General features: G+C 65.2%; 7 protein-coding genes and 1 pseudogene. All 8 read left to right on the forward strand.

Annotated features, from left to right (window positions below; genetic code table 11):
* Window positions 1-77: 77 nt before the first annotated feature.
* The 8 genes and pseudogenes from AXK11_RS02020 to ureC all read left to right on the forward strand — a co-directional run bounded on the left by AXK11_RS02020 (window position 78) and on the right by ureC (window position 12,433).
* Entirely contained in the window at window positions 78-1,001 is a 924-nt protein-coding gene (locus AXK11_RS02020; protein WP_068628834.1) for a UDP-glucuronic acid decarboxylase family protein, read from the forward strand.
* A gap of 183 nt (window positions 1,002-1,184) precedes the next feature.
* Complete coding sequence (gene secA, locus AXK11_RS02025) at window positions 1,185-4,214, forward strand: preprotein translocase subunit SecA (protein ID WP_068628836.1); 3,030 nt, start codon at window positions 1,185-1,187, stop codon at window positions 4,212-4,214.
* 71 nt (window positions 4,215-4,285) lie between these two features.
* A complete protein-coding gene (lnt, locus tag AXK11_RS02030; protein WP_068628838.1) occupies window positions 4,286-5,983 on the forward strand; it encodes an apolipoprotein N-acyltransferase in 1,698 nt (565 codons plus the stop codon).
* 777 nt (window positions 5,984-6,760) lie between these two features.
* A complete protein-coding gene (locus tag AXK11_RS02035) occupies window positions 6,761-8,632 on the forward strand; it encodes a TonB-dependent receptor plug domain-containing protein (RefSeq protein WP_082780762.1) in 1,872 nt (623 codons plus the stop codon).
* Window positions 8,633-9,132: 500 nt separating this feature from the next.
* Window positions 9,133-10,059: an urease accessory protein UreD gene (locus tag AXK11_RS02040; protein WP_068628842.1), complete on the forward strand. Its 927-nt coding sequence runs from the start codon at window positions 9,133-9,135 to the stop codon at window positions 10,057-10,059.
* 30 nt (window positions 10,060-10,089) lie between these two features.
* The gene (gene ureA, locus AXK11_RS02045) at window positions 10,090-10,392 is read left to right on the forward strand and encodes an urease subunit gamma (RefSeq protein ID WP_068628844.1); all 303 of its coding nucleotides are present in this window, start codon (window positions 10,090-10,092) and stop codon (window positions 10,390-10,392) included.
* 13 nt (window positions 10,393-10,405) lie between these two features.
* Window positions 10,406-10,727, forward strand: a pseudogene (locus tag AXK11_RS02050) (urease subunit beta).
* Window positions 10,724-12,433, forward strand: a complete 1,710-nt coding sequence (gene ureC, locus AXK11_RS02055; RefSeq protein ID WP_068628846.1) for an urease subunit alpha — start codon at window positions 10,724-10,726, stop codon at window positions 12,431-12,433. The pseudogene AXK11_RS02050 and the gene ureC overlap by 4 nt, the downstream one beginning before the upstream one ends.
* Window positions 12,434-12,503 lie beyond the last annotated feature (70 nt).

Consider the following 12,503-nt stretch of genomic DNA (forward strand, 5'->3'; position numbering starts at 1 on the left):
GCCCCACGCGCAGTGGAGAAATGGGGGCGAAGACCCCTTGCAAAGTGGGGAGCGGTTTCGCATGCCCCTTGTCCCATATGCGCATACTCGTCACCGGCGGTGCCGGTTTTTTGGGCTCTCATCTCTGTGATCGTTTGTTGGCCGAAGACCACGAGGTCATCTGCCTCGACAACCTCTTTACCGGCCGCAAGGCGAACATCGCGCACCTGCTCGGCAATCCGCGCTTCGAGTTTGTGCGGCACGACGTGATCGACCCCTTCAAGTTTGAGGTCGACCAGATCTACAACCTCGCCTGTCCGGCCTCGCCGCCGCACTACCAGTACAACCCGATCAAGACCACGAAGACCTCGGTCATCGGCGCGATCAATTGCTTGGGGCTGGCCAAGCGCGTGCGCGCCCGTGTGTTCCAGGCCAGCACCTCCGAGGTTTACGGCGATCCGGCGGTGCACCCGCAGCCCGAGAGCTACTGGGGCCACGTCAACCCCATCGGCCAGCGCTCCTGCTACGACGAAGGCAAGCGCGTCGCCGAGACGCTGTTCTTCGACTATCACCGCGAGAACCACGTCGATATCCGGATCGTGCGCATCTTTAATACCTATGGCCCGCGCATGCACCCCAACGACGGCCGCGTGGTGTCCAACTTCATCGTGCAAGCCCTGCGCGGCGAAGACCTCACCGTCTATGGCGACGGCTCGCAGACGCGCTCGTTTTGCTATGTGGACGACCTGATCGAGGGCTTCGTGCGGCTGATGAATCAGAGCGAAACCGTCGGGCCGGTGAACATCGGTAACCCGGGCGAGTTTACGATGCTCCAGCTCGCCGAGCTCGTCCTGCGGCTCGTCGGTGGCCGCTCGAAGATCGTGCACCGGCCCTTGCCCGCAGACGATCCGAAGCAGCGCCGCCCCGACATCAGCCTCGCGCAATCGGCACTCGGTTGGCAGCCCACCGTGGCACTCGAAGAAGGGCTTAAGCGCACGATCGCGTACTTTAAAACGGTGTGAGTGGCGGCCGGCAATGTGGGCGCCGTCGGGAGTGGCGCGTCGGCTGCGGCTGCGGCGCGCGGAGTCGCCGCGAAAGCGCCCTCCCTTGATCGCGGCCCGAAACCGCATGCTGCGCCCCTCCGGGAAGCTCCCCTCGAAGAGGGGTTGCGTTGGCTGGGGGCTACTCTGTAGACCCGCCCCTTCATGTTTTCCTTTTTGTTCAAACGCTTTGCTGGGCGGCACTATAAGAAATTCCTCGAACGCAGCCGCCCGATTGTAGCGCGCATCAACGAGCTTGAGGCCTCGTACCAGGCGCTCAGCGACGAGCAACTCAGGGCAAAGACCGACGAGTTTCGCGCGCGCATTGCCCAGGCCGATGACAAGCACGCCGCGCTCGAAGCGCTCCTGCCCGAGGCCTTCGCCGTCGTAAAAAACGCCGCCCGCCGCCTTCAGGGCCGCAGCATCACGGTCTGCGAGCACGAGCTGGTGTGGGACATGGTGCACTTCGACGTGCAGCTCATCGGCGGCCTCGCCATCCACGAAGGCCGCATCGCCGAGATGGCTACCGGCGAGGGCAAGACGCTGGTCTCCACGCTGCCGCTCTACCTCAACGCGCTTACGGGGCGAAACACCCAGCTCGTCACGGTCAACGACTACCTCGCCCGCCGCGACTCCGAGTGGATGGGCCACCTCTACAACTTCCTCGGCGTGACGGTCGGCTGCGTGCAGCAGCAGATGCCCTCCGAGCTGCGGCGCGAGATGTACTCGCGCGACATCACCTACGGCACCGCTAGCGAGTTCGGCTTCGACTACCTGCGCGACAACGGCATGGCGACCCGCCGCGAAGACCAGGTCCAGCGCGACCACTGGTTTTGCATCGTGGACGAGATCGACTCCATCCTCGTGGACGAAGCGCGCACGCCGCTGATCATTTCCGGTCCGGCTCCGATCGAGCGCGAGCAGCCCTTTACCCGCTTGCGGCCCTCGATTGACCGGCTCGTCGCCGTGCAGGAGCGGCTCTGCAACACGCTGATCTCCGAGGCGCGCGCGACGCTTGAGAGGGGCAGCGCGGCCAGCGAAGACGAGCGCCGCGCCGCCATCACCAAGATGCTGCAAGTCAAGATCGGCCACCCGAAGAACAAGCAGCTCCTGCGACTTCAGGAAAACGCGGAGTGGCGCAAGGCGCTCGACAAGTTTGAGACCGAGATGAGCTCGGACTTCAACAAAGCCGAGTACTACAAACTGAAAGAAGAGCTCTACTACGCCATCGACGAGCGCCAGCAGCAGGCCGACCTCACCGAGCGCGGGCGCCTGCACCTGCGCCCCGATAACCCCGATGCCTTTGTGCTGCCCGATCTGGCGACCGAGTACTCCGAGCTCGACCGCGAGAGCGCGGGCACGCCCGAGCAGCGCGAGGCGGGCAAGCTCGCCGCCCAGCAGCGCTTCGCCGAAGTCTCCGAGGAGATCCACGCGATTTCCCAGCTCCTGCGCGCCTACTCGCTTTACGAAAAGGACATCGAGTACGTCGTGCAGGACGGGAAGGTCATGATCGTCGATGAGAACACGGGCCGCGTCATGCCCGGGCGCCGTTGGTCGGACGGGCTGCACCAGGCGATCGAGGCCAAGGAGGGCGTCACCATCGAGCGCGAGACGCGCACCTACGCGACGATCACGATCCAGAACTACTTCCGCATGTACGAAAAACTCGCCGGCATGACGGGTACTGCGGAGACGGAGGCCAGCGAGTTTCACGACATCTACAAACTCGCCGTGCAGGTCATCCCTACGAACAGGCCCTGCATCCGCATCGATCACAACGACTCCATCTTCAAGACCCGCCGCGACAAGTATAATGCCGTCCTCAAGGAGATCGAAGACGCGCACCGCCGCCGCCAGCCCGTCCTCGTCGGCACCGTCTCCGTCGAGTCCTCCGAAGTGCTCTCCCGCATGCTCAAGCGCGCGGGCATCGTGCACACTGTGCTCAACGCAAAGTTCCACGAGCAGGAGGCGGAGATCGTCTCGCGCGCGGGCCTGCCCGGTGCCGTCACCATCGCGACCAACATGGCGGGCCGCGGCACCGACATCAAGCTGGGGCCCGGCGTGCGCGAGAGCGGCGGCCTCTACGTCATCGGCACCGAGCGGCACGAGTCGCGCCGCATCGACCGCCAGTTGCGCGGCCGCTGCTCGCGCCAGGGTGACCCGGGCATGACCAAGTTTTTCCTCTCGCTGGAGGACAACCTCATGCGCCTGTTCCTTCAGGGGAACCTCGCCTCGCGCCTCATGGAAGGCTCGATGAAGGAGGGTGAGGAGCTCGCGCACCCTTGGCTAAACCGCTCCATCGAGAGCGCCCAGAAGAAGGTCGAGCAGCAGAACTACTCGATCCGCAAGCGCCTCCTCCAGTACGACGACGTCCTCAACCAGCAGCGCGAAGTCGTCTACGGCATCCGCAACGCGGCGATCCACGCCGAGCGGCCCAAGGACATCATCTTCGAGCAAGTCCAGGAGGAGATTCTCACGCGCCTGGAAAACGCCGGCTACGGCGAGAAGAGCGCGCCCAGCCAGGCGGATATCGACCAGCTCGTCGGCTGGATAAACTCGCATTTCCCGATCAGCCTGAAGGCTGAGGAGCTCCAGGGCAGCGACATCGACGCGCTCGGTGCCCAGCTCCTCGAACGCGTCTCCCAAGCCTATGCGGTCAAGGAATCGGTCGAGGTCCCCGAAGCGCTCGGCGCGCTCGAGCGCTACGTCATCATCAACGCGATTGACCGCCACTGGCAGGAGCACCTCACCGAGATGGAGGAGCTGCGCCGCTCCATCGGCCTGCGCAGCTACGGCCAGAAGGATCCGCTCGTCGAGTACAAGGGGGAGGCCTTCAAGTACTTCGAGGAGCTCATGAATAACGTGCGGCTGCAAATCTGCACCGGCCTGTTTCGCAGCGCCTCGAATATCGAAGCCTTTGAAAACATGCTCGCGCTGCTCAGCCGCTCGGCGCGCGCGCAGGGGCCCGCCGACGATGCGGCCCCCGCGATTGGCGGTGGCGGCGGTGCCACCCGCACGATGGGGGCGCTTCCCCCAGCTCGCGGCGGTCGTGCGCTCCCCGCGCGCTCTGCCCACCCGTCGCAGGAGATCGAATTGCCCAAGGTCACCATCCGGCGCGACATGCCCAAGGTCGGTCGCAACGACCCTTGCCCCTGCGGCTCGGGTAAAAAGTACAAACACTGCCACGGCGCCTGACCCTGCGCACCGCCAGTGAGGCCCGCAAATCCCGCGCCCTCCCGCCGCTCCCGCCCTCCCGCCCCCGACCGATGCAGCCCGACAAAGACTCCGTGCAAAGCAAAAGCAGCCGCCGGGCTGCGCCCAGCCCCGCTCCGGCAGCGCACGATGACCCCTACGCGGAGCGCCCGTCTTTCTGGGCGCAGCAGCGCGACGGCCTTTGGGCAGTCGGCATCTTCCTCGTCACGACGGTGCTCACCGCGCTGAGCTTTCCGCCCTTCAAGACCTCGGAGTTCGCCTATGCCTTTGCCGCGCCTGCGGTGTTCTGGGCTTATGCGCGCCCGCGCTTCCGGCTCTACGCGGGCACGCTCTTTGCCGCGCAAGCCGTCGCCTGGGGCGTGATTCTCGGTTGGCTGCACCACGTCACCTGGGCGGGGCTCCTGCTGCTCGCGCCTTTCGTGGGCGCGTGGGTCGGGCTTTGGTATGGGGCCGTGTGGTGGGCCATGCCGCGCATGCACACGCGCCGCCCGCTGGAGCGGATCATGGTCATCCTCGGGCTCGCCGCGCTGTGGGCCGTGATCGAGTGGACCAGACAGTGGGCCTTCGGCGGCTTCCCGTGGCTGCCGCTCGCCGCCAGCCAGTGGCAGCGCTCGATTGTCCTCCAGGTCGCTTCGCTGACCGGTCAGGGCGGCGTCTCCTTTCTGCTCATCCTCTTCAACCTCGGCCTGGCGGCCTACGCGCACCGCTTGCTGCGCCAGTCGCACAAGGGGCTCAGGAAGCGCAGCCCCGAGTTCATGGTCGCGCTGATGGCGCTGATCTTTCCCTCGTTCCTGATGCTCGGGGACACGTTTCGCCAGCGGCGTGAGGATGTCGCGCGGCTCACGCTCGTGCAGCCCCACGTGCCGCAAGAGCTCAAGTGGGAGCCCGCGCACGGCCAGCAAATCGAGCGCACGCTGGAGCAGCTCACGCTGCAAGCCGCGCGCGAGTGGCCCGATGCGATTTTGTGGCCCGAGGCCGTGACGCCCTGGGCGGTGCTCGGCGAGCCGCGCGCGAGCGACTTCGTAAACTCGCTGGCCGCCCGGGTGCGCGTCCCGCTCGTCCTCGGCTCGATCGCCGTCGAAGACGCCGGCTTCCCCGAAGAGGCGTGGTTTAACGCCGTCCTCATCGCGACGCCCGAAGGCGGCATTTCCCCCAGCTACTACGCCAAGCGCCGGCTCGTCCCTTTTGGCGAATACGTGCCGCTGCGCCCCTTGCTCGGCTGGCTCTCAAAAGTCGTGCCGGTGGGAGACGACTTTAGCCGCGGGCGCGATCCGCACCCGATCCTCCTGCCCATGCAAAGCCGGATCGCCGTGCTCGGCCCGCTGGTCTGCTACGAAGACACCTACCCGCAGCTCGCCCGCGCCAGCGTGCGCAGCGGCGCCGAGGTGCTGACCGTGCACACCAATAACGGCTGGTTCGGCCAGAGCGGAGCCGCCGTCCAGCACGCCGCGCACTCGGTGCTGCGCGCCGTCGAGACGCGCCGCCCCGTCATCCGCGTGGGCAATAGCGGCTGGAGCGGCTGGATCGATGAGTTTGGCAATGTGCGCGACACGATGACCGACGCCGAGGGCAGCATCTACTTCCGCGGCGTGAAGACGATCTCCCTCTCGCGCGACACCCGCTGGGCCGAGCGCCAGAGCCTCTACGTGCGCTACGGCGATTGGTTTGTGCTGCTGTGCGCCGCACTCGCGCTCTCCGCCTGGGCCCTCCTGCGCTTCACGCCCACGCCCACCGAGCCGAGCGAACTATAACCTCACCCAGTTGTCCGCGTAGGCCCGACGCGCGGCCAACGAGGCCGCGCGCATGATGAACGAGCCCGAGGACGAGCCGCCAACGAGCGGCTCGCAAGATGAGAGGGTCGAAGACCCCGCGTGGGGCGGTGGCGTGGCGCCACGTGCCATTGAATTTGGGAATCGGCCCCGCCGCTACGCGGCGGAACACGATTCCCAAATTCGCCTCCCTGTCGCTTCACGACAGGGCTTGAAGCATCAAATGCGAATGAAGCGGGAACCCATTTGGGCGGATTTTTTGGGTTAACCGGTAAACGCAGTTCTAGCGCGGCCCAACGAGGCCGCGCCCATAAAATCGGTCAACGACCGCCCGACCGAAGGTCGGGTATCCCTTACTGTGCGGCTTGTGTATCGGGCGGAACGCCCGACACACAAGCCGCACAGTAAATGGGTGCAGGCACCGCCTGCCGCCGCCCGCGTAGGGCAGTACTCCCACCGCCCTACGCGCAGTGGGAGGCTGGGGGGCGAGTTCCATTCGTCGTGTATCCTCGAAATCTAAGTGGAAAAACCAGTTGCTGAGTGAGTGAGGCGTTCCCAAGGTCGCCCGCCTGCTTTGCGTCTTAGTTCTTTTACTTAGATTGACCGTAACACCTGCATGGGAAGCCGGGTGTGCTGCACACCCCTGTTTCGCCTGCCTGCGCTCTGTTTTTCTCATCCTGCAAATGAAAGAGGCGTGTCGCTCGCAGCGGATCGTGGCCCTCGCGTTTTTCCCTGCTTCAGAACCAGCAAACCAAACCTATGAATAACCGATTCTGGCTTCCGAAATTGGCAGCCCTCTCCCTCGCGCTTGCGCCCGCTTTGAGCGCACAGACGCAGAAAGCTCCCGTCGAGGAGCCTCAACCCACGCAACTGTCGCCCTACGTGACGGTTGCCACGCGCACGCCGCATTCGCAGCGCACGCTCGGCACTGTGGTCGATGTGATTACGCCCGAGGAGGCGCAGCGCCGTCAGCTCACGTCGTTTGGCGATGTGCTGGGCGACATCGTCGGCGCGCCCACCGTCCGCACCGGTGCCGCGGGTGGCATCAACTCGATCTTCCTGCGCGGCACCAACTCCAACCAGACGCTGTTCCTAGTGGACGGCATCCGGATGAGCGACTCGGATACCGACTATCGCAACTTCCTCGGTGGCGCGGCCATCGGCGGTGGCGACACGGTCGAAATCGCCCGCGGCCCGCAGAGCACCCTCTACGGTGCAGACGCGATTGGCGGCGTGATCTCGCTGCGCGCAGAGCGCGGCTCGGCGGCCCAGTCGAAGACCCGCGTTGGTCTGGAGGGGGGCACCTTCAAAAGCGTCGGCGGCTACTTCCACTCGCAGGGCGAGAGCTCGGGCGTGGCCTACAACGTCTCGGTGCGCGGTTCGCACACCGACAACGAGCGCGAGAACAACTCCTTCGACAGCATCAACACCTCCGCGCGTATCGACGTCGAGGTCGATCCTGCGATCAACATCGGCGCGACCGTCCGCTGGTTCCAGGGCGACTACGAGAGCCCCGGCAGCCGCTTCGCTCCCACGCTCGACGAGGAGAGCCAGGAGCAAAACTTCCTCGGCACGGTGTTCTCCGAGTTCCGCAATGGTGAGCGCCTCAGCAGCCGCGTGACCCTCGGTGCACAGAGCCGCCGCTTCGTCCCGGAGACCGCAGGTACGGCCGATTACGTCGTCAAAAACCGCCGCCTGATCGCCGACTGGCAGACGCTCTACCTGCTCTGCGACGACAAACTCAGCGTCACGGCGGGCGTCACCGCCGAGAACCTGCACACGAAGAACACCAGCGCTTGGGCCAACATCAACAAGCACCAGGACCTGCTGGCCTTCTACATCAACCAGGAGTTCCACCCCACGGAAAACATCTACCTCACGGGGGGACTGCGCCACGACGACTTCGACACCTTTGGCGAGAAGACCACGGGCCGTGCGAGCGCCGCTTGGCTCGTCGCCAACAAGCAGCTCAAGCTGCGCGCCAGCTACGGCACGGGCTTCCGCGCGCCGAGCCTCATTGAGCTCTACGGCGTCTACGGCAGCTACGTGGGCAACCCCAACCTCAAGCCCGAGACCTCGCGCGGCTGGGATGCGGGCGCGGACTTCTACCTGCCCGAGGATCGCGGCGTCATCGGCGTCACCTGGTTTGAAAACCGGCTCCGCGACTTGATCGCTACCGACTACACCCCGATCCCCAGCACCACTTACAACGTGGGCCGTGCCCGCACTCGCGGTGTCGAGGTAAAGGGCGACGTGAAGCTCGCCGAGCGCACCCGCGGCCAGCTCGGCTACACCTATCTGGAGGCGAAAAACCAGAGCGCCGACGAGCGCTTGCTGCGCCGTCCGCGCCACACGGTGACGGCTGACCTCGGTCAGGACTTCGGCAATGGCCTGAGCGCCGGCATCGGCGTGCGCTGGATCGTCGACCGCGAGGACATCGACGCGCAGACCTTTGCGACCTTCAACGCCGAGGACTACACCACGCTTCGCATCTACGTCTCCTACGCGGTGAACGAGCAACTCTCGCTCCGGCTGCGCGTGGAAAACGCCCTCGACGAATCCTACGAAGAGGCACACGGCTACCCCGCGCTGGGCACCGGCACCTTCTTCGGCGTCGACTGGAAGTTCTAAACCCAAACGGGAGCGGTCTTCACGGCCGCCCCTCACTTCCTCAAAGCAGCACCCCGGTGCTGCTTTTTTTGTGCCCCCAATAAAGAAGACTGCCACTGCGCGTGGGGCGGTGGCGTGGCGCCACGTGCCATTGAATTTGCGATTTTGCCCGTGCGCTTTGCGCCCGAACAAAATCGCAAATTTAACGAGCCATCCCCCTGTCGTTTCACGACAGGGGAAGGAGCCTGAATCGCGGATGGATCGCGTACCCATTTGGGCGATTTTTTCGATTTACGGGTTAAGCCGCCCTTTGGTCGGGCATTTCCAACTGTGCGGTTTGCTTGGCGGGCGGAAAGCCCGCCAAGCAAACCGCACAGTGAACGGGTGCAGGCACCGCCTGCCGCCCCACGCGTAGTGGTTGCTGGGAGTTTTTGCGTAGACAGCAGTCTACAAATGCGTTTGGGCTGGGAACCCGGTTGGCCGCAGTTGAGTCGCTCAACTGCATCGCAAGCCCTCCAGTCATGCCCACGAATTTTTTCAGCCGTCCTCTGCAGTCGCGCGATTCCGGGTGGCGTGCGCGGCTGGGATTGGAGTTTGTGCGTCGAGGCGCCCGCAGCGTGTTGGTGCGCAATCGCCATGTGGGCCCGCTGCGGTTGCAAAAGCCGCTCTACCCCGAGGGCGAGGCCGTGTGCCACGCGATTGTGCTGCATCCGCCCGCCGGAATCGTCGGCGGGGATTCGCTGGAAATCGCCGTCGATGTCGGAGCAGGGGCGCACGCGCTTTTGACTACGCCGGGCGCGGGCAAGTGGTATCGCAGCGCGGGGCAGGAGAAACAGCGTGAGAGCCCTCCCGCTCCTCAGGTCCCACGCGCCCCTTCGGCTCCGCGTGCCCCTCTTGCCGCGCTGGTGCAGACGATCCGCGTGGCCGCCGATGCGCTGTGTGAGTGGTTGCCGCAGGAAAGCTTGGTGTTCGATGGTGCTGTCGGCACTCAGACGACCGAGGTCGAGCTCGCGCCGGGCGCGCACTTCATCGGCCTTGAAATGCTGTGCTTTGGTCGGACGGCCTCGGGAGAGCGTTTTGCGCGAGGCGATTTTTCCATGAGCACGCGGATCGGCTGCGGTGCGCGGTTGCTGTGGCGCGAGCGCGGACGGGTGACGGGCAGCTCGCCGCTACTGGACTCGCCCGTCGGTTTGGGTGGGGCACCCGTCGCGGGGACCTTGTGCGTCATCGGGCCGCGCGTGGGGGAGTCGTTGCGCGATGCTTGCTGCGCAATCGCGCCGGAGCTCGGCGCGGGGGCGGTCACGCTATTGCCTGGCGGCGTGTTGCTGGCACGTTGGCTCGGGCCTGTTTGCGAGCCGGGCCGCGCGTGGTTTACGCGGCTGTGGGCGGTGGTGCGCCCGGCCTTGAGCGGGCGGCCCGCCCTGATCCCGCGTATCTGGAACACTTAACGGTTAATTCAAAAAACGAGGACGATAACGATGGAGCTAAGCCCACGCGAGAAAGACAAACTGCTGATCTTCACTGCTGGCCTGGTGGCGGAGCGCCGCCGGGCGCGCGGCGTAAGGCTCAACTATCCGGAGGCGGTGGCGCTGATCACTTGCGCGCTGCTTGAGGGCGCGCGTGATGGCCGCTCGGTGGCCGAGCTGATGGATGAGGGCAAGCACATCCTCACGCGTGCCGAGGTGATGGAGGGCGTGCCGGAGATGATTCCGGATATCCAGGTCGAGGCCACGTTTCCCGATGGCACCAAGCTCGTTACCGTGCACCACCCGATTGTTTAGGAGGACAATACGTATGATCCCCGGAGAAATAAAAACACTGGAGGGCGAGCTCACGCTCAACGCAGGCCGTGAGACGTTCACCTTGCGCGTCGAAAACATGGGTGACCGGCCCGTGCAGGTCGGCTCGCATTATCACTTCGCCGAAACCAACGAAGCGCTGAGCTTCGACCGCGCCGCCGCGTGGCTTCCGGCTCAATATCGCGGCAGGCACGGCGGTGCGTTTCGAGCCGGGCCAATCGCGTACGGTGGAGCTCGTCGCGCTCGCAGGTGAGCGGCGCGTATACGGGTTTCGCGGCGAGGTCATGGGGCCGCTTGACGGGGAGGGGCCGCGATGAGCGCCACACTCTCCCGCCGCGCTCATGCGGAGATGTTTGGTCCGACCACGGGCGACCGCGTGCGCCTGGCCGATACCGGGCTGTGGATCGAGGTCGAGAAAGACTACACGTGCTACGGCGAGGAGGTGAAATTTGGCGGCGGCAAGGTGATCCGCGACGGCATGGGCCAAGGCCAGCGCGTCGCCGCGGAGGTCGCCGACACCGTGATCACCAATGCGCTGATCGTGGATCACTGGGGCATCGTCAAAGCCGACGTCGGCCTCAAGGACGGCCGCATCAGCGCAATCGGCAAGGCGGGGAATCCCGACATCCAGCCTGCGGTGGACATCGCGATCGGCGCGGGTACCGAGATCATCGCGGGAGAGGGGATGCTCCTCACGGCGGGCGGCGTGGATACGCACGTCCACTGGATTTGCCCGCAGCAAATCGAGGAGGCGCTCATGAGCGGCGTCACGACCATGATCGGCGGCGGGACCGGCCCGGCGACTGGCACGCTGGCGACGACTTGCACGCCCGGGCCGTGGCACATCCACCGGATGCTGGAGGCGGCAGATGCGTTTGCCATGAACATCGGTCTCTTCGGCAAGGGCAACGTAAGCCTGCCGGAGCCTCTGCGCGAACAAGTCGAGGCGGGCGCGATCGGGCTAAAGCTGCACGAAGACTGGGGCAGCACACCGGCGGCGATTGATAACTGCCTGAGCGTCGCCGAAGAAATGGACGTCCAGGTCGCCATCCACAGCGACACGCTCAATGAGTCCGGCTTTGTCGAAACCACGCTCGGTGCCTTCAAGGGCCGCAGCATCCACACCTTTCACACCGAGGGCGCGGGCGGTGGGCACGCGCCGGACATCATCCGCGCGGTGGGCCTGCCCAATGTGCTGCCGTCCTCCACGAACCCGACCCGCCCTTATACGGTGAACACCATTGATGAGCATCTGGACATGTTGATGGTGTGCCACCACCTCGACTCCGCGATTGCGGAGGACGTGGCCTTCGCCGAGAGCCGCATCCGCCGTGAGACGATTGCCGCAGAAGACATCCTGCACGACATGGGCGCATTTTCGATGATGTCGTCCGACTCGCAGGCGATGGGCCGCGTGGGCGAGGTCATCACGCGCACCTGGCAGACCGCGCATAAAATGAAGCAGCAGCGCGGCGCGCTCGCCGAGGACGCGGCCCGCTCCGGCGCCGACAACTTTCGGGTCAAGCGCTACCTCGCCAAATACACGATCAACCCCGCGCTCACGCACGGCATTGCGCATGCCGTCGGCTCAGTCGAAGTCGGCAAGCTGGCAGATCTGGTGCTGTGGCGGCCCGCCTTTTTCGGCGTAAAGCCGAGCCTCATCATCAAGGGCGGGATGATCGCCGCTGCGCCGATGGGCGACCCGGGCGCCTCGATCTCGACTCCGCAGCCAGTGCATTTTCGCCCCATGTTCGGGGCCTTCGGCAAAGCACTGAAAACCTCGGTGACCTTCGTCTCGCAGGCTGCCTTGAGCAATCCTGCCGTTGCCGCGTTGGGCTTGGCGAAGCCGCTCGTCGCCGCTCGCGGCTGCCGCCGTGTGCAAAAGCGCGACATGATTCACAACGGCGCAACACCGCAGATCGATGTCGATCCCGAGACCTACGTCGTCCGCGCCGATGGCGAGCTGCTGACCTGCGAGCCCGCCGAGGTGCTGCCGATGGCGCAGCGCTACTTCCTGTTTTAAAAAAGGTAATTCCTAGCCAGAGCGGACCAAAGAGGCCTTCAACTGTGATATGGGGATTGGTTTCATCATC

Source organism: Cephaloticoccus primus (assembly GCF_001580015.1).
GTDB lineage: Bacteria > Verrucomicrobiota > Verrucomicrobiia > Opitutales > Opitutaceae > Cephaloticoccus > Cephaloticoccus primus.